Source organism: Franconibacter sp. IITDAS19, assembly GCF_023079515.1.
GTDB lineage: Bacteria > Pseudomonadota > Gammaproteobacteria > Enterobacterales > Enterobacteriaceae > Franconibacter > Franconibacter pulveris.
On record NZ_JALJCP010000005.1, the window covers coordinates 120856 to 142602 of the forward strand.

General features: G+C 59.1%; 18 protein-coding genes and 1 riboswitch. Of the genes, 8 read left to right on the plus strand and 10 right to left on the minus strand.

Translation table 11 applies throughout. The annotated features are described in order from the left end of the window. Positions 1-3: 3 nt before the first annotated feature. A complete protein-coding gene (gene xylF / locus MT962_RS14995) occupies positions 4-996 on the minus strand; it encodes a D-xylose ABC transporter substrate-binding protein (RefSeq protein WP_024557803.1) in 993 nt (330 codons plus the stop codon). Positions 997-1377: 381 nt separating this feature from the next. Here xylF and xylA point away from each other — a divergent pair, with 381 nt between their 5' ends. The 4 genes from xylA (at position 1378) to MT962_RS15015 (ending at position 5843) form a co-directional block, all read left to right on the plus strand. Continuing rightward, positions 1378-2700 carry a xylose isomerase gene (gene xylA / locus MT962_RS15000; protein WP_024557804.1) on the plus strand — a complete coding sequence of 441 codons (1323 nt, stop codon included), beginning with the start codon at positions 1378-1380 and terminating at the stop codon, positions 2698-2700. A gap of 46 nt (positions 2701-2746) precedes the next feature. Then, on the plus strand, positions 2747-4201 hold the full coding sequence (gene xylB / locus MT962_RS15005; RefSeq protein ID WP_024560017.1) for a xylulokinase: 1455 nt from the start codon (positions 2747-2749) through the stop codon (positions 4199-4201). Positions 4202-4386: 185 nt separating this feature from the next. Next, positions 4387-4929 carry an isochorismatase family protein gene (locus tag MT962_RS15010; protein WP_024557806.1) on the plus strand — a complete coding sequence of 181 codons (543 nt, stop codon included), beginning with the start codon at positions 4387-4389 and terminating at the stop codon, positions 4927-4929. Beyond that, positions 4926-5843, plus strand: a complete 918-nt coding sequence (locus MT962_RS15015; RefSeq protein ID WP_024557807.1) for a helix-turn-helix domain-containing protein — start codon at positions 4926-4928, stop codon at positions 5841-5843. Before MT962_RS15010 ends, MT962_RS15015 begins: the two co-directional genes overlap by 4 nt. On the opposite strand, the gene MT962_RS15020 is transcribed toward MT962_RS15015, so the two are convergent. Beyond that, positions 5836-6831, minus strand: a complete 996-nt coding sequence (locus MT962_RS15020; protein ID WP_247365979.1) for an acyltransferase — start codon at positions 6829-6831, stop codon at positions 5836-5838. The genes MT962_RS15015 and MT962_RS15020 overlap by 8 nt on opposite strands. A 234-nt stretch (positions 6832-7065) precedes the next feature. Here MT962_RS15020 and MT962_RS15025 point away from each other — a divergent pair, with 234 nt between their 5' ends. The 4 genes from MT962_RS15025 to MT962_RS15040 all read left to right on the plus strand — a co-directional run bounded on the left by MT962_RS15025 (position 7066) and on the right by MT962_RS15040 (position 11178). Further along, positions 7066-7320, plus strand: a complete 255-nt coding sequence (locus MT962_RS15025; protein ID WP_229701863.1) for a YsaB family lipoprotein — start codon at positions 7066-7068, stop codon at positions 7318-7320. Positions 7321-7438: 118 nt separating this feature from the next. Next, positions 7439-8350, plus strand: coding sequence for a glycine--tRNA ligase subunit alpha (glyQ, locus tag MT962_RS15030; RefSeq protein ID WP_024554918.1), 912 nt, complete (start codon positions 7439-7441; stop codon positions 8348-8350). Positions 8351-8359: 9 nt separating this feature from the next. After that, complete coding sequence (gene glyS / locus MT962_RS15035; RefSeq protein WP_188724086.1) at positions 8360-10429, plus strand: glycine--tRNA ligase subunit beta; 2070 nt, start codon at positions 8360-8362, stop codon at positions 10427-10429. A gap of 47 nt (positions 10430-10476) precedes the next feature. Beyond that, positions 10477-11178 carry a hypothetical protein gene (locus tag MT962_RS15040; protein WP_024557811.1) on the plus strand — a complete coding sequence of 234 codons (702 nt, stop codon included), beginning with the start codon at positions 10477-10479 and terminating at the stop codon, positions 11176-11178. 76 nt (positions 11179-11254) lie between these two features. Here MT962_RS15040 and MT962_RS15045 read toward each other — a convergent pair whose 3' ends face one another. The 8 genes from MT962_RS15045 to MT962_RS15080 form a co-directional block, all read right to left on the minus strand. Continuing rightward, positions 11255-11545, minus strand: coding sequence for an HTH-type transcriptional regulator (locus MT962_RS15045; RefSeq protein WP_024560012.1), 291 nt, complete (start codon positions 11543-11545; stop codon positions 11255-11257). Positions 11546-11795: 250 nt separating this feature from the next. Then, positions 11796-13169, minus strand: coding sequence for an MFS transporter (locus MT962_RS15050; RefSeq protein WP_024560011.1), 1374 nt, complete (start codon positions 13167-13169; stop codon positions 11796-11798). A 333-nt stretch (positions 13170-13502) separates the two neighbouring features. Continuing rightward, the gene (gene uca, locus MT962_RS15055) at positions 13503-17066 is read right to left on the minus strand and encodes an urea carboxylase (protein ID WP_247365981.1); all 3564 of its coding nucleotides are present in this window, start codon (positions 17064-17066) and stop codon (positions 13503-13505) included. A 75-nt stretch (positions 17067-17141) separates the two neighbouring features. Further along, positions 17142-17777 carry an urea amidolyase associated protein UAAP2 gene (locus tag MT962_RS15060; RefSeq protein ID WP_024560009.1) on the minus strand — a complete coding sequence of 212 codons (636 nt, stop codon included), beginning with the start codon at positions 17775-17777 and terminating at the stop codon, positions 17142-17144. Between the two features lie 2 nt (positions 17778-17779). Further along, the gene (locus tag MT962_RS15065) at positions 17780-18490 is read right to left on the minus strand and encodes an urea amidolyase associated protein UAAP1 (protein WP_247365983.1); all 711 of its coding nucleotides are present in this window, start codon (positions 18488-18490) and stop codon (positions 17780-17782) included. A gap of 14 nt (positions 18491-18504) precedes the next feature. Further along, entirely contained in the window at positions 18505-19320 is an 816-nt protein-coding gene (locus tag MT962_RS15070) for an ABC transporter ATP-binding protein (protein ID WP_024557817.1), read from the minus strand. A 10-nt stretch (positions 19321-19330) separates the two neighbouring features. Next, on the minus strand, positions 19331-20143 hold the full coding sequence (locus tag MT962_RS15075) for an ABC transporter permease subunit (protein ID WP_024557818.1): 813 nt from the start codon (positions 20141-20143) through the stop codon (positions 19331-19333). Positions 20144-20158: 15 nt separating this feature from the next. Further along, positions 20159-21214 (minus strand): putative urea ABC transporter substrate-binding protein, encoded by a 1056-nt coding sequence (locus tag MT962_RS15080; protein ID WP_048888744.1) that lies wholly within the window; start codon positions 21212-21214, stop codon positions 20159-20161. Between the two features lie 59 nt (positions 21215-21273). Then, positions 21274-21368: riboswitch (guanidine-I (ykkC/yxkD leader) on the minus strand. Positions 21369-21747: the final 379 nt, after the last annotated feature.

Consider the following 21747-nt stretch of genomic DNA (forward strand, 5'->3'; position numbering starts at 1 on the left):
AGGTTAAAGCTCGCTTTTCTTATGAAAACCATCTTTGATGACGGTGGTTTCGATATTGCTTTTATCCACTTCGATAGGCGTTAACAGGCGCGCCGGCACCTCTTTCAGACCATTATTGAGCGTGGCGTCCGATTTCGGTTTTTGATCGTTGCCAAGCTCTACCGCTATTTCCGCCGCGGTATTAGCAAGTTGCGTAATAGGTTTATAAACCGTCATGGTCTGCGTGCCGGCGATAATACGCTTCACGCCCGCAAGGTCCGCATCCTGCCCGGAAATAGCCACTTTGCCCGCAAGTCCCTGCGCGCTCAGCGCCTGAATAGCGCCGCCCGCCGTGGCGTCGTTGGAGGCGACCACCGCGTCAATTTTGTTGTTGTTGGCCGTCAGCGCGTTTTCCATAATTTTCAGCGCGTTTTCCGGCAGCCAGCCATCGGCCCACTGATCGCCGACAATTTTAATTTTGCCTTCATCGATATAAGGCTTTAATACTTTCATTTGCCCGGCGCGGAATAACTTCGCGTTATTATCTACTGGCGAGCCGCCCATCAAGAAATAATTTCCCTGAGGCACTTTGTCGACCAGGCTTTTAGCTTGTAATTCACCGACTTTTTCATTGTCGAAGGAGATATAGAAATCGATATCGGCGTTATTAATCATGCGGTCGTAAGCGAGAACTTTAATTCCTTCGCGTTTCGCTTCCGCCACGACGTTGCTTAATACCTGACCGTTGTAGGGAATAATAACCAGCACATCCACGCCGCGGTTAATCATGTTTTCAATTTGCGACATTTGCGTCTCTTCGTTGCCGTTGGCCGACTGTACGAAAACTTTCGCGCCTAACGATTCCGCTTTGCTGACGAAGATGTCGCGATCCTTTTGCCAGCGCTCAAGGCGCAGGTCATCAATAGCCATGCCGATTTTAACTTCTTTAGCGATGCCGCTGAAGCTCGAAAGCATCAGCGAGGCGCACAGGGTAACGAGTAGGGTTTTCATTTTCATAGCGTTAATACCTGTAGTAGGGGTGAGAAAGGTCGTACAACCATTAAAGCTAAAGGCAAAGAGATACTTTCAGACGCTGGCAATTTTTAGCGCAGACTCGCCTGTTATCAATTACAGATTTTTATCTTCTGATTATGATTTTTTGTTTATTTTTGCTTTTATGACGGCGATCGAATTTCATTTTTCAATGCATAGCGCAATTTCAAAAAAGTGGAATAAGCCTCGAAGATGTTTATTTCATTTTGCACGCTATTTTGAGAGCCGCCGCACATTTGCGTATTCTCTTAATCGCAGTGTGAAATAACGTAATTGAGCAGAACGAAAGGTAATTCCAGGATAAAGCCATCCTCGCTGGAACGGTCCCTGATTACGGAGTCAATTATGCAAAATTATTTCGACCAACTTGAGCGCGTGCGTTACGAAGGTCCGACGACCACCAACCCGCTGGCGTTTCGCCATTACAATCCTGACGAGAAGGTGATGGGCAAGCGCATGGAGGAGCACCTGCGCTTCGCGGCCTGTTACTGGCACACCTTCTGCTGGAATGGCTCGGATATGTTCGGCGTGGGCGCCTTCGACCGCCCGTGGCAACAGCCGGGCGACGCGCTGGCGCTTGCGAAACGCAAAGCGGACGTGGCGTTTGAATTCTTTCACAAGCTGAACGTGCCCTATTACTGCTTCCATGATGTGGACGTCTCGCCGGAAGGCGCATCGCTGAAAGAATACCTGAACAATTTTGCGCAGATGGTCGACGTGCTGGCGGAAAAGCAGCAGCAAAGCGGCGTGAAGCTCCTGTGGGGCACGGCGAACTGCTTTACGAACCCGCGCTACGGCGCCGGGGCCGCCACCAACCCGGATCCGGAAGTCTTCTCCTGGGCGGCAACGCAGGTTGTAACGGCGATGAACGCCACGCATCAACTGGGTGGGGAAAACTATGTGCTGTGGGGCGGGCGCGAAGGGTATGAAACGCTGCTCAACACCGACCTGCGTCAGGAGCGCGAGCAGATTGGCCGCTTCATGCAGATGGTGGTCGAGCATAAACACAAAATCGGCTTTCGCGGCACGCTGTTAATAGAGCCGAAACCGCAGGAACCGACCAAGCACCAGTATGATTATGACGTCGCGACGGTTTACGGCTTCCTCAAGCAGTTTGGCCTTGAAAAAGAGATTAAGGTTAATATCGAGGCGAACCACGCCACGCTCGCGGGTCACGCCTTCCATCATGAAATCGCCACGGCTATCGCGCTCGGCATCTTCGGTTCGGTAGACGCCAACCGCGGCGACCCGCAGCTTGGCTGGGATACCGATCAGTTCCCCAACAGCGTGGAGGAAAACGCGCTGGTGATGTATGAAATCCTTAAAGCGGGCGGCTTTACAACCGGCGGGTTGAACTTCGACGCCAAAGTGCGCCGCCAGAGCACCGACAAATACGATCTCTTTTATGGCCATATCGGCGCGATGGACACTATGGCGCTTTCGCTGAAGATTGCGGCGCGGATGCTGGAAGAGGGCGAGCTGGATAAGCGCGTCGCTAAACGCTACGCGGGCTGGAATGGTGAGCTGGGCCAGCAAATTTTGAAAGGGCAGCTGACGCTCGCGGAGCTGGCGAAGTACGCTGAACAGCATAATTTCGCGCCGCGTCATCAGAGTGGCCACCAGGAGCTGCTGGAAAACCTGGTTAATCACTATCTGTTTGATAAATAAAAGCCAGCGCCGCCACAAGGCGGCGCTTTTTTAAGGAGTCGCCGCTATGTATGTCGGAATCGATCTCGGAACATCGGGGGTTAAAGCGATACTGCTGGACGAGCAAGGAACGCTGTTGGCCTCGCATACGGCACCGTTAAGCGTGTCGCGACCGCAACCGCTCTGGTCTGAGCAAGATCCACAGGCGTGGTGGCAGGCAACGGACGACGCCATGAAAGCGCTGGGCGCTAAGCAGAGCCTGCGCGGCGTCAAGGCGCTCGGTCTGACCGGGCAGATGCACGGCGCCACGCTGCTGGATAAGCAACAGCGCGTGTTGCGCCCGGCGATTTTATGGAATGACGGCCGCAGCGGCGAAGAGTGCGCGCTGCTGGAAGCGAACATTGAAACCTCCCGCGCGATCACCGGCAACCTGATGATGCCAGGCTTTACCGCGCCGAAGCTGCTGTGGGTGGAGCGTCATGAGCCGGAAATTTTCGCTCAGGTAGACAAGGTCTTGCTGCCAAAAGATTATCTTCGCCTGCGCATGACGGGCGACTTCGCCAGCGATATGTCCGATGCGGCGGGCACGATGTGGCTTGATGTGGCGAAGCGCGACTGGAGCGACGTCATGCTGGAGGCGTGCCGGCTCACGCGCGACAACATGCCCGCGCTGTTTGAAGGCAGCGAAATTACCGGCGTGCTGAAGGCGGATGTGGCTGAGGCGTGGGGCATGCCAGCCGTGCCTGTGGTGGCGGGCGGTGGCGACAACGCGGCGGGCGCCGTCGGCGTTGGCATGGTGGATTCCGGCCAGGCGATGCTGTCGCTCGGCACCTCCGGCGTCTATTTCGCGGTAAGCGACGGCTTTCGCGCAAAGCCGGAAAGCGCGGTGCACAGTTTCTGCCACGCGTTGCCCAACCGCTGGCATCTGATGTCGGTCATGTTAAGCGCCGCTTCCTGCCTCGACTGGGCTGCGAAACTAACCGGTTTTCACAGCGTGCCGGCGCTGCTTGAAGCGGCGCAAAACGCGCGCGGCGATGTAGGTGTTATCTGGTTTTTACCCTACCTTTCCGGTGAGCGCACGCCGCACAACAACCCACAGGCGAAAGGGGTCTTTTTCGGTTTGACGCATCAGCACGGCCCGGCGGAACTGGCGCGCGCCGTGCTCGAAGGAGTAGGTTATGCGCTGGCGGATGGCATGGACGCAGTGCATGCCTGCGGCATCGAGCCGCAAAGCGTAACGCTTATCGGCGGCGGCGCGCGCAGCGGTTACTGGCGGCAAATGCTGGCGGATATCAGCGGCAAAACGTTGGATTACCGCACCGGCGGCGACGTGGGGCCAGCCCTTGGCGCGGCGCGGCTGGCGCAAATCGCCCTTTCGCCCGGACAATCCCTGCACCAGCTTCTGCCGCAGCTGCCGCTGGAGCAGCAACACCAGCCCGATAACGAGCGCTATCAGCGCTATGCCGGGCGACGGGAAACTTTCCGCCAGATCTATCAGCAACTGCTGCCGCTGATGTCATAGCGAAGAGGCTGAAAGCGTATCGCGGAAGGCGAGAGATTAAAAATCCCCTTTTTTGTCGTATAAGCGCGCCAGAAGGCGCGCTTTTTCGTTGTCCTGAACCAGCCTGTTTCTGTCCTTTTCTGGTCTGCTCCCGGCGGCGAACCTCGCGCACAATGGCTACGAATCCCCTTTACCGGAGTCCGAAAATGACACGTAGCGCATTGCTTAATATCGATACCCAGTGTTCCTTCTTTCACCGCCATTACTGGCAGGAAACGGAGTTTCCGGCCTTTCAGCAGGCGCTAAACGAGCTTATTCGCGGCTGCGAAGCGCTTCAGGTGCCGGTAGTGGATATTTTTCACGTCGACGGTGACGATGTCTTTACGCTGGAGTCCGGCTTTGTTACGCCGATGCCCTTTTTAACCCATCGTCCGGCGGTCGCTTTTCATAAGCATGTGCATAACGCTTTTACCGACACCGGGCTGGATCGCTGGTTGCGCGGGCGCGATATTAATCATCTGATAATTGCTGGCATCCGTACCGAACAGTGCTGCGAAACCACTGCGCGAGTAGCTTCCGACCTTGGCTATAAGGTAACGTTTGTTAGCGAAGCCACGCTGACTTTCCCAATGACGTGGCAGGGCGTCACGCTGGACGCGCAAACCCTGCGCCATCGTACCGAAACGGTGCTGCAGGGCCGCTTCGCTTCCATTCTCACCGTAGCGCAAACGCTGGAGCAGCTTGCATGATGACAGATGTCTGGTTTGTGGTGTTACCGGGCGTACTCGCGCTGGATATGACCGGCCCGGCGGAGACGCTGCGGCTGGCGGGCGGGCGCTTTCGTCTGCACTATATTGGGCCGGACGAAGAGGTGGAAACCTCGATCGGGCTGAAAATAAGCGGCGTTGCGCCGCTGCCGGAGCACCTGCCCGCAGGCAGCCTGCTGGTGGTGCCGGGCGCGGAAGATTCAGCCCGCTGGTTCGCCACGCCGCAGGCGGAAACGGTACGCCGCTGGCTGACGCGCCAGCAGCCGCAGATCCACAGCCAGCAGCTTACGCTGGTCTGCATCTGCTCGGGCGCGTTGCTGGCCGCCCGCGCCGGGCTGATGCACGGCGTCGCCTGCACCACGCACCACGACGTGCTGGAGCGGCTCAAGGCTGCCGCGCCGGGCGCGCTGGTGCGGGAGAACCGCATTTTTGTCGAGGACCGAGGGATCTGGACCAGCGCCGGCATTACTTCCGGCATTGACCTTTCGCTGCACCTGATTAACCGGATCTGCGGGCCGCAGACGGCGCTGGAGGTGGCGCGAGAGATGGTGGTCTGGCTGCGCCGCTCCGGCGACGACCCGCAGCTTTCGCCCTGGCTGCGCTATCGCAACCATCTTCATCCGGCCATTCATCGCGCTCAGGATCTGCTGGCGGCCGCGCCGCAGCGAGCCTGGAGCCTGCCCGTATTAGCGGAAAAAGTACATGTCAGCCCGCGCCATCTTTCGCGGCTTTTTCAGCAGCACCTCGGCATTAGCGTGCGGGATTATCTGGAGCACCTGCGCCTTGCCGTGGCGGAACAGTGCCTGTTGCAAGGGCAAAGGACCGAGCAGGCGGCGCTGGCGGCCGGGTTCTCTTCGCCGCGCCAGTTTCATCGCGCCCGCGGTCGCGCTAGCTAACCAGCCGTCGGGTATCGATGCGCTGCAACAGCACGGAAAGCAGCAGTGAGCCGGCCAGCGTCGCGCCGAATATCCACGCGAGATCCAGCACCGGCCAGGCGGTGAATTCAATATCATGCGTGCGCAGAAAATGAATAAACAGCGCATGAAAGCCGTAAATGCCGAGCGAATGGCGGGAAATAAAGCCGAGTACAGGCAGCGGGCGTCCATCAAGCGTATTTTTCACCAGCACCAGCAGGCTGATAGCGGCGATAAACACCAGCGGGCCGCAGTAGATGTAAAAGATATCTGAGAAATTGCCCTGGATTTCCAGTTGCGTATGGGTGCCGGTTGAAATCATCACCACGCATAATACGAATAAAAACGCCGCCACCGCGCTGACCACGCCGTTTTTCGTCTCCAGCATGCCGATAGCCCGGCCAAGCAGGCCATAAAGCACGTAGTAAAAGGTATCGCCGCGAATATACAGGTTTATCGGCAGCCATTTCACATCGTGGATGACCTGCGGCACGGTATTCGGATTGGCGATGACCCCCAGCAACACCATCTGTCCCAGAATCGTTGTGGCGTTGACCCTTTTTACGCAGATAAGCGGTGAAAGCAGGTAGATGACTGCAATCGCGAAGAAAAACCACAGGTGATAAAAAACCGGCTTTTGAAACAGATAGATAAGCGAAAGCCGTGGGCTGATGGGCGTTAAGAGCGAAATATAGATAAACGCGACCGTGCTATAGAACAGCAGACAGAGCGCGATGCGCAGAAAGTGGCGCTGTCCGGCGCTGCGCTCGCCGAAAAAAAGATAGCCGGAAATCATAAAAAAGAGCGGCACGCTGACGCGCGAAGCGGAGTTCAGCACGTTCGCTAAATCCCAGCTCCAGGCGCTGACCTGGCCTGAATTGGTGATGTACCAGGTGGTGGTGTGAATCATCACTACCATCAGGCAGGCGATGCCGCGCAGGTTATCTATCCAGTTAATTTTTTGCTGCATGCCATCCTCTGTACCATCTTTATTCTCTGGTGGCGTCATCCGCCCGGAACAATCTGAGTTTAGCGCTGGCCGGTTGCCTGCGGTTGCGGGGTTTCGCACAATGCGGCCCCTTTCTGTGACGGACCACGGCATAAACGCGGAAAGGTCGATACTTTAACATGGAGATAACAAGTAATGGCGAAGCGGTTTCTCTGTATGGTGCTGGCGACCTCCGTTCTGACGACAGGCTGCATGATGCAGCAATCAGAGCCGCAGCATGCCCAGAACGCGCAAAAGACGCATTTAACCGCGGCGCGTTCGCTGGATATGGAGCAACTGTGCAAAGGGGAAGCCGCGCACCGTTACAACACCGGGCCGCAGCAGGTTAACGTCGTCGGGTTCGATACTTTTCAGGGAAGCTATGAATTACGCGGCTACACCGCTCGCGAAGAGGGATTTACCTGCTCTTTTGACGCTGACGGTCGCTTTTTACACCTTTCCATGCGCTAGCACCTCACTCTTCCTTCAACAGCCGGGTTTTGTACGCGGATCCGGGCTGTATATCTTGCGGTCAATGGGTATACTGACCGCTTCCCTATAAAACCACTCGTATCGCGTGCGAAATTATATGCAAAAGTTTGATACCAGGACCTTTCAGGGCCTGATTCTGACGCTTCAGGATTACTGGGCTCGCCAGGGCTGCACCATCGTTCAACCTTTGGACATGGAAGTCGGCGCCGGAACGTCTCACCCCATGACCTGCCTGCGGGCGCTCGGACCTGAGCCTATCGCGGCGGCTTATGTACAGCCTTCCCGCCGTCCCACCGACGGCCGTTACGGCGAAAACCCGAACCGCTTACAGCACTACTACCAGTTCCAGGTGATCATCAAGCCGTCGCCGGACAACATTCAGGAGCTTTATCTGGGCTCGCTGAAAGAGCTGGGCATGGACCCGACCATTCACGATATCCGCTTCGTTGAAGACAACTGGGAAAACCCGACGCTGGGTGCCTGGGGTCTCGGCTGGGAAGTGTGGCTCAATGGTATGGAAGTCACTCAGTTCACCTATTTCCAGCAGGTAGGCGGTCTGGAGTGCAAGCCGGTTACGGGTGAGATCACTTACGGTCTTGAGCGTCTGGCAATGTATATCCAGGGTGTCGACAGCGTTTACGATCTGGTGTGGAGCGACGGCCCGCTGGGTAAAACTACCTACGGCGACGTGTTCCATCAGAACGAAGTAGAGCAGTCCACCTACAACTTTGAATACGCGGATGTGGATTTCCTATTCACCTGCTTTGAGCAGTACGAGAAAGAAGCGCAGCAGCTGCTGGCGCTGGAAACGCCGCTGCCGCTGCCAGCCTACGAACGTATCCTGAAAGCCGCGCACAGCTTCAACCTGCTGGATGCCCGCAAAGCCATCTCGGTAACCGAGCGCCAGCGCTACATTCTGCGTATCCGTACGCTGACCAAAGCTGTGGCTGAGGCCTACTACGCTTCCCGTGAAGCGCTGGGCTTCCCGATGTGCAACAGGAATAAATAAGAGGCTGCCATGTCTGAAAAAACTTTTCTGGTGGAGATTGGCACTGAAGAGCTGCCGCCAAAAGCCCTGCGCAGCCTTGCGGAATCTTTTGCTGCGAACTTCACGGCTGAACTGGACGCTGCGGGCCTCGCCCATGGCGAGGTGAAATGGTACGCGGCGCCGCGCCGCCTGGCGGTGAAAGTGGCGAGCCTCGCCGCTTCTCAGCCCGACCGCGAAGTGGAAAAGCGCGGCCCGGCCGTGTCGGCGGCGTTTGACGCTGAAGGCAAGCCGAGCAAAGCGGCGGAAGGCTGGGCGCGAGGCTGCGGCATTACCGTCGACCAGGCGGAACGCCTGACCACCGACAAAGGCGAATGGCTGCTTTATCGCGCCCATGTGAAGGGTGAAAGCGTGCAGGCGCTGTTGCCGAATATGGTCAGCACCGCGCTTGCTAAGCTGCCGATTCCCAAACTGATGCGCTGGGGCGATTCCGACGTCCAGTTCGTGCGTCCGGTGCATACCGTCACCCTGCTGCTGGGCGACGAGGTCGTGCCCGCCACCGTGCTCGGCATCGATTCTGACCGCGTGATCCGCGGCCACCGCTTTATGGGCGAGCCGGAATTCACGTTGGAGAACGCCGATCAGTATCCGGAAATCCTGCTGGAGCGCGGCAAAGTGATCGCGGATTACGAAGCGCGTAAAGCGAAGATCAAAGCAGACGCCGAAGCGGCGGCCCGTCAGATTGGCGGCAACGCCGACTTAAGCGACAGCCTGCTGGAAGAAGTCGCCTCGCTGGTGGAATGGCCGGTGGTGCTGACGGCGAAATTCGAAGAGAAATTCCTCGCGGTGCCTGCCGAGGCGCTGGTCTACACCATGAAAGGCGACCAGAAATACTTCCCGGTTTACGGCAACGACGGCAAGCTGCTGCCGCACTTCATCTTTGTGGCGAACATTGAGTCTAAAGATCCGCAGCAGATTATCTCCGGTAACGAAAAAGTGGTGCGCCCGCGTCTGGCGGATGCGGAGTTCTTCTTCAATACCGACCGCAAAAAGCGTCTGGAAGACCATCTGCCGCGCCTGGAAACCGTGCTGTTCCAGCAGCAACTCGGCACCCTGCGCGATAAAACAGACCGCATTCAGGCGCTCGCTGGCTGGATTGCCGGGCAGACTGGCGCAGACGTTAACCACGCGACCCGCGCAGGCCTGCTCTCCAAATGCGACCTGATGACCAACATGGTGTTCGAGTTTACCGACACCCAGGGCGTGATGGGGATGCACTACGCGCGTCACGACGGCGAAGCCGAAGATGTGGCGGTTGCGCTGAACGAGCAGTACCAGCCGCGCTTTGCGGGCGATGACCTGCCTTCTAACCCGGTCGCCTGCGCGCTGGCGATTGCCGACAAAATGGATACCCTGGCGGGCATCTTCGGCATCGGCCAGCATCCGAAAGGGGATAAAGACCCGTTCGCGCTGCGCCGCGCCGCGCTTGGCGTGCTGCGTATTATCGTTGAGAAAAACCTGCCGCTCGATCTGCAAACGCTGACCGAAGAAGCGGTGCGCCTCTACGGCAGCAAGCTTACCAATGCTAACGTGGTGGATGACGTCATCGACTTCATGCTGGGCCGCTTCCGCGCCTGGTATCAGGAAGAAGGTCACAGCGTGGATACCATCCAGGCGGTGCTGGCGCGTCGTCCGACCAAACCGGCGGATTTCGACGCTCGCATGAAGGCGGTATCGCACTTCCGCACGCTGGAAGAGGCCGCTGCGCTGGCCGCCGCCAACAAGCGTGTGTCCAACATCCTTGCGAAGTCGACCGAACCGCTGAACGAGACGGTTCACGCTTCAGTGCTCAAAGAGCCGGCGGAGATTAAGCTTGCGGGTAACCTTGTTGTGCTGCGCGATAAGCTGCAACCCTATTTCGCCGAAGGGCGTTACCAGGATGCGCTGATTGAGCTTGCCGCCCTGCGCGAGCCGGTGGATGAGTTCTTCGACAAAGTGATGGTGAACGCGCAAGAGCACGAGGTGCGCATCAACCGCCTGACGCTGCTTGCAAAACTGCGCGAGCTATTCTTGCAGGTGGCGGATATCTCGCTGCTGCAATAAGCCTGATGAAACCCGCCGCAAGGCGGGTTTTTTATGTGAGGGATAACATGAAATTAGCCTTAACACTGGCGCTGGCAGGGATCATCAGCGCGCCACTGTACGCGGCGGACGATACAACGCGCTTTATCAACAAGCACTACCAGCCTCTCTCTGTTGGGGAGTGGCGCAAAGCCGATACGCCGGGTTTTGTGTATCGCCGCTGTCTTGATAAGCCCATCAGCGCGCAGCAGCGAATCCTCGTGATGTGCGGCGAAGGCGATAACGCTAACAGCGCTGGCGCCGACAGCGGCTATTTCGATATCTGGTATCTGACCGGGGATAAAGCGATAAGCCTGGCGGGCGAGCAGGGAGCCGGGCGTTACGGCCAGTCTGGCGACGTGCAGGCGGTGCGAATGGGCGACCAGTGGGGCGTTGTGACGAAAACCGGCTATTCGCTTCAGGGCTTCACCCAGGATTTTGAGCGTTACTACGTTCGGCTTGGCGAGCGAATCGCCAACGTGGCGACCGTAACGGTGTACTCCGATAACCTGGGCTTCTGCGATGTCACGGAAAAAGCGGGCTGCAAGCAGGATGAACTGAAGGTGAAGGTGGGATTTGGCGAAATGCATGCCGGACAACGTTTGCCGGACATGAAGCTTACGGCAAAAGGCAAACTTGCAGGCGAAGCGATGAATAAAAGCTGGTTGCTGCCTTTTGATGAAAAAACGCAGCGCTATCCTGTGCCGGAAGTGCTTAATATCGGCTACTAAAAACAGAAAACCCCGCTTCAGATGGCGGGGTTTATTTTTTTACTTTTTTTAAAACGTTCAAATCAAACAGACCGGATTATTCCATCAGCTGCTGACTTAGCTTCGGGTTGGCCTGAATCAGGCGCATCAGCTTAAGTTCAGTACTGGAAGGTTTTACGCGTTTTGATTCCCATTCCTGCACCATGGCGACGCTGACGCCCATTACACGGGCAAGTTCAGCCGTTTTCAGTCCCATGCTCTTACGCAGTTTTTCAAATTCTGAGAAGGCATTAGGTTTCTGCGCCGGGGTAACTTTTGGTGGTACGTCCTTAAATACAATCTGCTCAAGGCTGCTGAGCAGCTCAGCCATAGGCTCTTTATATTCCATTGAGAACTCCTCGTACATCACACAGCGGGATCGTGAACTTCTAAGAAGCTTCTTAAGGATAGTTCGGAAAATATAAAATGCGCCTGCGCCTGTTAATTAATTTTGCAATTGATGCTTTTTTATGCTTACTGAGTGCTTCAATAAGCATTTTAGATGATGTTAACTGCCTGAATAATCAGTTAACCCGTTGAGCTAAGTATAAATTTGTAAATCGTTATGCGGGCGGCGAATAACCGCCCGCCGCGTAGCGTTACGCCTTTTGCGCCGCTTTATCGAGCCGATTGTCAGCTACCCGCTCTTCTTTCGGGCGCCGCAGGCTGGCGTAATATTTCACCATCAGCGCCAGCGCGGAAAGCGCCGCCGGGATTGCCAGCAGCATAAAGATAGTGCGGAAAGCGAGTTCGGCCTGCATTAAAAATGCGCCGCTGAAAGCGCCCAGGATGCCGCCGAAGCGGCCCAGGCCAAGCATCCAGGCCACGCCCGTCGCCCGTCCCTGAGTCGGGTAAAAGCCCGCCGCCAGCGCCGGCATGGAAGACTGCGCGCCGTTCATGATGGTGCCGGCGATAAACACCATGACGCCCATCAGCGCCAGGCTGCTCGTCGAGAAGCCCACCAGGCAGACGAAAAGCCCGGTCAGCAGGTAACCCACCGCCACCACTTTGTTCGGGTTCAGCTTGTCCATCAGCGCGCCGATAATCAGCACGCCAATCCCGCCGCCAAGCGGGAAGAGAGCGGTAATGATAGACGCCTGGCTTAAGCTCGCGCCGGTTTCACGAATAAGCAGCGGCAGCCAGGAGGTCAGCAGATAGAAAATCAGCAGGCCCATAAAGTAGGTGAGGCAGAGCATCAGCGTGCCGACCAGATAGCGCGGCGAGAAGATAACCCCGAGCGCCGATTTCTCCTGCACCTGGCCGGGTTCATGCAGCACGAAATGGCTCTGTTCCGGCAAGGGCGCGATGCGCCGGAGAATGGCGGCGATGTGCGGCTGCGGTTTGTTATGCACCACCAGATAGCGCGCCGATTCCGGCAGCAGGAAAATCAGCACCACGGCGAGCATCAGCGGCATCACGCCGCCCAGCACCAGCACGCTCTGCCAGCCGTAATGGGGGATAAGCCAGGCGGAGATAAAACCGCCCATCGATGAGCCTATCGGGAAGCCGACAAACATCAGGTTAACCAGCAGCGCGCGTTTGCGCTCCGGCGCATATTCCGACATCAGCGTGGCAGCGTTCGGCATCGCCGCGCCAAGCCCCAGGCCGGTTAAAAAGCGCAGCAGCGCCAGCTGGTTAAGCGAACTGGCGAAGGCGGTGAGCAGGCTAAAGCCGCCGAACACCAGAATGGAGAGCACCAGCACCTTCTTGCGTCCGATGCGGTCCGCCATCGGCCCGGCGGTAAGCGCGCCGAAAGCGAGCCCGACCAGGGCTGCGCTCATCACCGGGCCGAGCGCCGATTTCTCCACGCCCCACTCCTGCACAAGGTCGGAGGCGATAAAGCCGATAATGGCGGTGTCGAAACCATCCAGCGCCACGGTAATAAAGCAGAGTACGAGGATCATCCACTGGTAACGGGAAAAAGGATGCTCGTTGATAAACGTCTGAATATCAGTAGTCGTTTTGTTTGTCATAGGGCACGTCCTGCTGGGGCGGGCGCAGGCAACAGAGGTAAGGGTGTCGGGCGCCGCCGGAGTTGACCTGTTATGTTCGATTATCGAACAGTCATTCGTTAATCGTTCATTTAATCAAACCATTGCGCTGGCGTTCCGGCAATCATGCGCGCCGCGTAAGCGTGCGATAATCGTACGATCCGGCGCCTGAGTGACGATATTAAGCGGCCATTATATTGATAAATAAAAGATTAAAGCAGAAGCGAGGCGGTAAAACCGGAAGGCGGATTTGTGATGGACTTAACGAACTATTAACATTTTACGCCAGGCCTCCCTGCCCGGCGTAAAAGCGCGTCAGGCGGCGCGCTCTATCAGCATCAGCAACTGACCGGCCTGAACCTGATGCCCCTGCTGACGCTGGAGCGCATGCACCGTGCCGTCCACCGGCGCGGTGACCGGGATTTCCATCTTCATCGATTCCAGGATGCCGATAATCTGCCCCTCGCGCACCTGCTCGCCCGGCTGCACCAGCCACTGCCAGACGCTGCCCGCCACCTGGCTCTCCACGCCATGACAGCTTTCCGGGATAGCCTCATCGCCGAGCGGCTGCTCGTCCAGCGTACTGTCGAAAGTGAACTGCCCCTCAGCGCGCCAGCGCGCCAGCTCCTCATCAAACGCCTGCTGGCGGCGCTGCTGGAAGGCGTCGATGGTCTGCGCCTCGTCCTGCAACATTTGCTGATAAGCGCTCAGGCTGAACTCGCCCTCTTCAACGCGCAACGGGTAATCGCCCCATGGGAAGCGCTCGCGAATGTCGAGCAGCTCCTCATGGCTGACCGGGTAGAAGCGGATCTGGTCAAAGAAGCGCAGCAGCCACGGCTGGGTGAAGGCTGCGGTCTGGCGGTCGCGGTTCCACATCTGCATCGTGCGGCCGATAAACTGGTAGCCGCCAGGCCCTTCCATGCCATATACGCACAGATAAGCGCCGCCGATGCCCACCGAGTTTTCCGCAGTCCAGGTGCGCGCCGGGTTGTACTTGGTGGTGACCAGCCGGTGGCGCGGGTCGAGCGGCGTCGCCACTGGCGCGCCGAGATAAACATCCCCCAGTCCCATTACCAGGTATGAAGCCTCAAACACGATCGCTTTCACCTGCTCAACGCTCTCCAGGCCGTTAATACGGCGGATAAATTCGATGTTGCTCGGGCACCATGGCGCGCCCGGGCGCACCGACTGGGTATAACGGGTAATGGCTTCGCGGCAGGCCTCGTCATCCCAGGAGAGCGGCAGCCAGACGGTGCGCGAAGGGACGCGAGCGTCATGCAAATCGCCAAGCGACAGATCCGCCTCGATCACCGCGTTTAACAGGATCGAACGCGGACAGATCGTCGGGTCGAAATGAATTTGTAGCGAGCGGATCCCGGGCGTCATCTCCAGACGGCCCGGCTGTGGTTCGCTTTCAAGCCGTTGCATCAGCGCATGTACGCGAAAACGCAGCGCGATATCCAGCGTCAGCTCGCCATATTCCACCAGCAGGAAGTTATCGCCCGCTGCGCGCACGGTCATGGCGGGCATGCCGTCACGCGCCGCGTCTTGCCAGAGAATGGGCGAGGGAAGTGAGGCAACGGCGACAGCCGGGGCGATTTCATCGGTGCTGTCGGCTTCTTCAAGCGTGACCGGCACAAACGTCAGCGTATCGCCCGCTTTCAGCTGGCCGAGCTTCCAGAGATCTTTTTGAATCACCGTCGCCGGACAGACAAAACCGCCCAGCGAAGGGCCGTCCGGGCCGAGAATCACGGGCATGTCGCCGGTGAAATCGACGGTGCCGAAGGCGTAGGCGTTATCGTGAATATTGGAAGGGTGCATGCCCGCCTCGCCGCCATCGGGGCGCGCCCACTGCGGTTTCGGGCCAATCAGGCGAATGCCGGTGCGGCTGGAGTTGTAGTGCACCTGCCAGCGCGCGGCGAAAAAGGCTTCAATATCCTCTTCGGTAAAAAAGGCGGGCGCGCCGTGCGGGCCGTAAATTACCCGCAGCTGCCAGTGGTTCGTTATCGCCGGGTAAGCCGTCGCAGGCAGCGAGGCCTGCGGACGCAGTGCCGGCGCCCCAAGGTGCAGCATATCGCCGGTGCGCAGCGCGCGCCCAACGTGACCGCCAAATTTACCGAGAGTGAACGTGCTGCGGCTGCCCAGATAACGTGGGCAATCCAGCCCGCCGGCCAACAGCAGGTAGCTGCGACAGCCCGCGCCGCTAATCGCGCCGAGCTTCAGCGTCTCGCCTGCGGCGATGTCTACGACCTGGCCCATCGGCAACGGCGTTTTCTCACGCATCGCTTCAATGGGCGCGCCGGTTAACACGACCGAACACGCCTGGTTGAAGCGCAGCGTCGGTCCGCGCAGGGTGATTTCAAGACCGGCGGCATCCGGCGCGTTGCCGAGCAGCGCGTTGCCCAGGCGAAACGCCAGGCTGTCGAAGGGGCCGGAAGGCGGCACGCCGACGTGCCAGTAGCCGGTGCGGCCCGGCAAATCCTGAATGGTGGTCATTGTGCCGCCGCCCAGCACGTCGAGCGTGGCGGGCCGCCAGCTAACCTGGCCTAACGTGGCGGTGATCACCTCGCCTTGCCGCACCTCCGGCAGCGTCAGCAGGTGACGCAGCCAGACAAGGTTGTTCTCAATGCCGTAAAGACGGCTCTCATTAAGCGTTGTTTGCAGCGCCGCCAGCGCCGCCGGGCGATCGGCGGCATGAACAATCACTTTCGCCAGCATCGGGTCGTAGAAAGGCGAAATCTCGCAGCCGCTGGAGAGCCAGTGGTCGATACGCAGCTGCGCGCCCTCCACCGCGGTTGGGAACGCCACTTCGCTTAACGTTCCCGCTACCGGCTGGAAGTTTTTCGCCGGATCTTCAGCGTAGACGCGCACCTGGATGGCGTGGCCCTGCGGCGTGGTGCGAAGCGTTTCCAGCGGCGGCAGCGTCTGCGCGCCCAGCTCCACCATCCAGCGCACGATATCGACGCCATAAACCATCTCGGTGACGCCGTGCTCCACCTGTAAGCGGGTGTTCACTTCAAGGAACCAGAACTGCTGCGCCTGGTCGTCATAAACGTACTCAACCGTGCCCGCGCTGCGGTAGTTGACCGCCTGGCACAGGCGCACCGCCGTCGCCTGCAAGGCCTGACGCGTGGCGTCGGAAAGGCGGGGCGCGGGCGTCTCTTCAATCACTTTCTGGTTGCGACGCTGGGCGGAACAGTCGCGCTCGCCGAGTGCAATGACGTTGCCTTCGCCGTCGCCAAAAACCTGTACCTCTATGTGTCGCGCCCGGGCGATAAATTTCTCTAAGAAGACGCCATCGTCGGCGAAATTGTTGCCTGCGAGACGTTTTACGCGCTCAAAGGCATCCAGCAGCGCCTGCTCGTCGTCACAGCGCTGCATGCCGATGCCGCCGCCGCCCGCCGTGCTTTTCAGCATCACCGGATAGCCGATTTCCTGCGCGGCGGCAGTGGCCTGCGCCACATCGCGCAGCAGGCCGCTGCCGGGCAGCAGCGGCACGTTATTCTGCTCCGCCAGCTCACGGGCGCGGTGCTTAAGGCCGAAGGCCGCCATCTGCTCTGTGGTGGGGCCCAGGAATATCACGCCTTCGGCGGCGCAGCGTTCAACAAAGCGGGCGTTTTCGCTGAGAAAACCATACCCGGGGTGAATCGCCTGCGCGCCGCTTTCGCGCACGATGGCGAACAGTTTGTCCTGATTGAGATAAGTTTCCCGCACGTTGCCTTCTCCCAGCGGGAAAGCAGCGTCGGCGAGACGCACATGTTCGGCATGTTTATCGGCGTCGGCATACACCGCGATGGCGGTAATGCCCATTTTTTTCAGGGTACGGATGATGCGCACCGCGATGGCGCCGCGGTTGGCGATAAGAATTCGGCTTAACATAACCGGCTCTCCGGCGGGCAGGTCGTCCTGCGTTAACGTTGCGCTCTGTTGCGGGTCGTCCCGCAGCGCCGGGTATTACCAGATGGCCACTTCAACCGGAGTCGGGTTGTAGCCGTTGCAAGGGTTATTGAGCTGCGGGCAGTTGGAGATAAGCACCAGAACGTTCATTTTCGCCACCATTTCCACATATTTTCCCGGTGCGGAGATGCCGTCGGCGAACGTCAGACCGCCTTCGCCGGTAACCGGCACGTTCATGAAGAAGTTGACGTTATGGGTGATGTCGCGACGCGTCAGGTTAAATTCCGGGTGCGCCGCCACCGCCAGCATCCACGAGTCGCGGCAGGCGTGCATATGGCGTTTTTCCAGGTCATAGCGCACGGTATTGCTTTCACAGGAGCAGGCGCCGCCGAGCGTGTCGTGGCGACCGCAGGTATCCGCGACAATCTCCAGCATCGGTCGGTCTTCATTTGAGCGCAGCACCGTGCCGGTAGAAAGAAAGACGTTGCGCTGACCGCGCAGGGTGTCGGTCATGCTGTAGCGTTCGGCGGTGTCGTCGGCGTTAAAGAAGAGGGTATCCGCCGCCTGGTTGCCTTCGAGATCGGTGATACGCAGCGTCTGGCCTTCGCCAAGGCGGTAAAGCCAGTAATCTCCGGCGTTAACGGTGGCGCGGTACAGGGCATCCGTGGTCTGGCGTGGGCTTTCGGTCAGCATCGTCACACTCCTTCGCTCAGGTAGTAGAGGTGGTTATTGCGCAGGCCGCGCTGGTTCTCGGCGCGCGCGAGGCAGATTTCCGGCAGCGGCTGACGCTTACCGTCGAGGGTTATCGCCAGCGGCGCGGTGGGGTAGCGGCTGGCTTCGCTTAGCGGGTGAGGGCAGGTATGAAGTACCACCAGCGTATCCATGGCGAAGCGCAGCGTAACGCTCGCGCCAGGCTTGCCCTGCTCAATCAGCCGCAGCTCGCCTTCGTCGCTGGCGGCGACTTTCGCGAAAAAGTTAATGTTTGCCGCAATATCGCGCTTACCTAGGCCATATTTCGCCAGTTCAGTCAGGAAACTGTCATAGCCGTTCTGATGGCGCGCGTTACGCGCCTGCTGGTAGTTGAGCGCGCCGAACTGTTTTTCTATCAGCGACGCATTGCTGACGCCGCAGACGGTGTCGTGCCAGCCGAACGTGTCCTTTTCGATGCCGCAAAAAATACGGCCCATATCCGAGTAGAGGCAGTGGCCTTCCGTCAGCCGGAAAGTGTGCTGGCACTTCAGCGTATCCGGCGCGTTATAGCGCTCAAGCAGGTTTTCCGGGTTATAGAAGAGGACGGCGGCGTTCGCGCCGCCCTCTGCGTCGGTGAGCGTCAGCGCCGTGCCCCGGCGCATCACCAGCGACCAGTGGCTGCCGGCGGGCAGGCGGGTTTCATAAACGGTTTCCATTGCGTCTCCTTGAGTTAGCCTTCGCTGATTAAGGCCAGCGGGCGTTGCGTGGGGTCAGAACCGGGAAAGGGGCGCACCACGCCGTTAATCGGCCTGACTTTCCCGGCGGGCGGGCGATCCAGCGGAATGTCATAGGTGATGCAGGCGCCGTACGCGTCAGGGGCCTGCGGGTCGTGGCGTACTTTATCGAACACCCACAGCCGTGAGCCGAGCGAAAAGCCCTCTTTCAGGTCGTGGGTTATCATGAAAATCGTCAGGCGGTGGCGCTGCCAGAGATCGCTTATCAACTGGTGCATTTCGCCGCGAATGCCGGGGTCGAGCGCGCCGAAAGGCTCGTCCAGCAGCAGGATGCGCGGCTGTTTTACCAGCGCCTGCGCCAGCGCCAGACGCTGCTGCATGCCGCCGGAGAGCTGGTGCGGGTATTTATCCTGCGCCGCCAATAGCCCAACCTGGTCGAGCATAGCGCGGGCGCGTTCGCGAATGGCGTGGCGCTTGCGTCCCCACACCCGACCGAACCAGCGCGCTTCGCTAAACTCATCCGCCAGCATCACGTTGCCAAGCACGGTCAGGTGCGGAAAGACGGAGTAGCGCTGGAAGACGATGCCGCGCTGGGCGTCCGGCTCCTGGGCGAGCGGTTCGCCGTCGAGCAGCAGTTGCCCTTTGCTCTGCGCTTCGGTGCCGAGCAGCATCTTGAGAAAGGTGGTTTTGCCGCAGCCGGACGCGCCGACGATAGAGACAAATTCGCCCTCTTCCACCTGCACGTTCAGCCGCTCCAGCACCACCTGATTGCCGTAATGCTTTTCAAGGTTTTTCAGTTCCAGCAGTGGCATAACGGCCTCCTTATTTGGCGTAGTACCAGGGGAAACAGCGGCGGCTGAGCATGCGCAGCAGCCAGTCGAGCAGGAAGGCGAGCAGCGTTATCCAGGCGACATACGGCAGAATGACGTCCATCGCCATGTAGCGGCGCATCAGGAAGATGCGATAGCCCAGCCCCTCGGTGGCGGCGATGGCTTCGGCGGCGATAAGAAACAGCCAGGCGGCGCCGAGCGACAGGCGCAGCGCGTCCAGCAGGCGCGGTAGCAGCTGCGGCAAAATCACCCGCACCAGAATTTGGCCGCTGTGGCCGCCGAGCGTTTGCGCTTTCACCAGCTGTTCATGCGGAATGGCCATTACCTGCATCTGCAGGTCGCGGATAAGAAAGGGGGTGATGCCGATAATAATCAGCATCACTTTCGACAGCTCGCCAAGCCCGAAGCAGATAAACAGAATCGGCAGGATAGCCAGCGGGGGAACCAGCGCCACCAGGGTCACCAGCGGCGAGAGCACGGCGCGTACCGAGGGCAGCGCGCCGCAAAAGAGGCCCAACAGCAGCGCAGTGACCGCGCTCAGCAGCGCGCCTGTAAGCAGACGCAGCAGGCTTGCGGCGGTATCGGTCCATAACAGATATTCGCCGGTGCGCGGGCTTGGCGTAAACGCCATGCGGTCAACGGCGGCGCGCATCGCGTCCAGGCCCGGCAGCAGCTTATCGGCGCTGTTGGCCGCCAGACGCGCGTCGGAGGCAATCAGATAAAACAGCGCCAGCGCCAGCAGCGGCAGGGCCCCCAGCAGTACGCGGCTCATCGGCTGCGGCTGGAAGTTAATCACTTTGCGCATCGCCCACCTCCGTTATCAGAGTTTGTTTTCTGCGGCGAGCCGGACAAACTCGTCGCTGAAGCGTAATTTCAGGTTGCCCGCGTCGCCCCAGTTGCCAGCAGGCGTCGCGATGCCCACCACATCGGCGGAAGGCGCGGCGTCGCCCAGCAGGCCGTGGGCGAAGGAGAACTCCGCCACTTTCTGCATGGTGGTTTTAAGCTGCGGATTGACGGTGAAGTCGAGCGCCGCTTGCGGCGTGGCGAAAAGGTGCGTGGCGGCGAGCTGGGCGTCAAAGCCCGCCAGATCGGTGCCTGCCGCCTCACCCATTTGCTTGCGGGCGGCTTTTGCGGCTTCACTGTCGCCCTGCATGGTTTTCAGCGTTTCAAACCAGGCGCCGGTCAGCGCTTTGCCAAGCTCCGGGTGCTGTTTCAGCGTGGCGGTGTTGACCACCAGCAGGTCGAGGATTTCGCCGGGGATCTGCGCTGAAGTGAAGAGCGTTTTGGCTCCCGTTTGCTTTTGCGCCTGCGCCAGCAGCGGGTTCCAGGTCACGATGGATTTCACATCCGGGGTGCCGAAAGCGGCCACCAGGTCAGCGTCCGCCGTGTTCACCACTTTCACGTCCCTTTCGCTAAGCCCGGCCGTTTCCAGCGCGCGGGCCAGCAGGTAGTGGGAAACGGAAAGCTCGACGAGATTGATGTTCTGGCCTTTGAGCGCGGCGACGGACGGGACGGTTTTCGACACGATGCCGTCGTTGCCGTTGGAGTAGTCGCCGATAATCAGCGCGGTGCTGTCGACGCCGCCTGCGGCCGGCAGGGTCAGGGCGTCCATGTTGGTCATGGTGCAGCCGTCGAAACCGCCAGCGGTGTACTGATTAACCGACTCGATATAGTCGTTTACCTGCACGAACTGGATGTCGATGTTGTATTTGTCGGCCCACTTTTTGATGATGCCGCTCTGTTGAGCGTAATCCCAGGGCATCCAGCCTGCGTAAATAGACCAGCAAAGTTTGAAGGCGGGTTTTGCCGCATCGGCACCCACGCTAAAGAGCGCAAGGGCGATAAGCAGTATTCCTTTCCGGCAGGCGTTGAGCATGGCGTTTCCTCTGAGGTTAACGGGGAACAAAGCAGGAGGAGGCGCACCTTCGTCGCTTATCCTCCCGGGCTTTTGTCCCGCCGTGTAACCGCCAGAGGGCGGTCGGCCACTCTCGGACCAGCGTCTTGCGACCGGAACCCTAGTGACCCATTGAATGTGTCTGGCGACGACGGCGAAACGCCCGTCACCCCTGCGGGTTTGATAAAGCAAGCCGCGTGCCAGGTAAGGGATGCGCTTTGCATTCAGCGCCTTAAAAGAACGCGTAGCAGAAGCGGCCTGCGCGTTTGTGCAACAACGGGGCAGTCGCACTCAGGGCTGCACTTCAATGGGGCAAGAAGGGCGGGGCGCGGTAATACAGCGCGGATAGTTTCAGATTAAGGCTGCGGAAAAGGACGCGCTGCATCTTCTGAAAGTTGGCTGGGGTTGGCTGGGTAAGGAACGCAGAGGCGTATAGTGGCGCTGGCGCTTGAGGCTTTTTGCCTCATGCGATCGGCACAAAAGCGGATGTGCGGTGAGGCAGAAAGAAGAAAGCC

Coding starts and splice junctions, on each gene's coding strand:
- MT962_RS15015 (WP_024557807.1), top strand. CDS start 4,926: ATGATGACAGATGTCTGGTTTGTGGTGTTACCGGGCGTACTCGCGCTG.
- MT962_RS15020 (WP_247365979.1), bottom strand. CDS start 6,831: ATGCAGCAAAAAATTAACTGGATAGATAACCTGCGCGGCATCGCCTGC.
- MT962_RS15025 (WP_229701863.1), top strand. CDS start 7,066: ATGCAGCAATCAGAGCCGCAGCATGCCCAGAACGCGCAAAAGACGCAT.
- MT962_RS15080 (WP_048888744.1), bottom strand. CDS start 21,214: ATGCTCAACGCCTGCCGGAAAGGAATACTGCTTATCGCCCTTGCGCTC.
- MT962_RS15070 (WP_024557817.1), bottom strand. CDS start 19,320: ATGCCACTGCTGGAACTGAAAAACCTTGAAAAGCATTACGGCAATCAG.
- MT962_RS15040 (WP_024557811.1), top strand. CDS start 10,477: ATGAAATTAGCCTTAACACTGGCGCTGGCAGGGATCATCAGCGCGCCA.
- MT962_RS15045 (WP_024560012.1), bottom strand. CDS start 11,545: ATGGAATATAAAGAGCCTATGGCTGAGCTGCTCAGCAGCCTTGAGCAG.
- MT962_RS15060 (WP_024560009.1), bottom strand. CDS start 17,777: ATGCTGACCGAAAGCCCACGCCAGACCACGGATGCCCTGTACCGCGCC.
- MT962_RS15075 (WP_024557818.1), bottom strand. CDS start 20,143: ATGCGCAAAGTGATTAACTTCCAGCCGCAGCCGATGAGCCGCGTACTG.
- xylB (WP_024560017.1), top strand. CDS start 2,747: ATGTATGTCGGAATCGATCTCGGAACATCGGGGGTTAAAGCGATACTG.
- glyQ (WP_024554918.1), top strand. CDS start 7,439: ATGCAAAAGTTTGATACCAGGACCTTTCAGGGCCTGATTCTGACGCTT.
- MT962_RS15050 (WP_024560011.1), bottom strand. CDS start 13,169: ATGACAAACAAAACGACTACTGATATTCAGACGTTTATCAACGAGCAT.
- xylA (WP_024557804.1), top strand. CDS start 1,378: ATGCAAAATTATTTCGACCAACTTGAGCGCGTGCGTTACGAAGGTCCG.
- MT962_RS15065 (WP_247365983.1), bottom strand. CDS start 18,490: ATGGAAACCGTTTATGAAACCCGCCTGCCCGCCGGCAGCCACTGGTCG.
- uca (WP_247365981.1), bottom strand. CDS start 17,066: ATGTTAAGCCGAATTCTTATCGCCAACCGCGGCGCCATCGCGGTGCGC.
- MT962_RS15010 (WP_024557806.1), top strand. CDS start 4,387: ATGACACGTAGCGCATTGCTTAATATCGATACCCAGTGTTCCTTCTTT.
- glyS (WP_188724086.1), top strand. CDS start 8,360: ATGTCTGAAAAAACTTTTCTGGTGGAGATTGGCACTGAAGAGCTGCCG.
- xylF (WP_024557803.1), bottom strand. CDS start 996: ATGAAAATGAAAACCCTACTCGTTACCCTGTGCGCCTCGCTGATGCTT.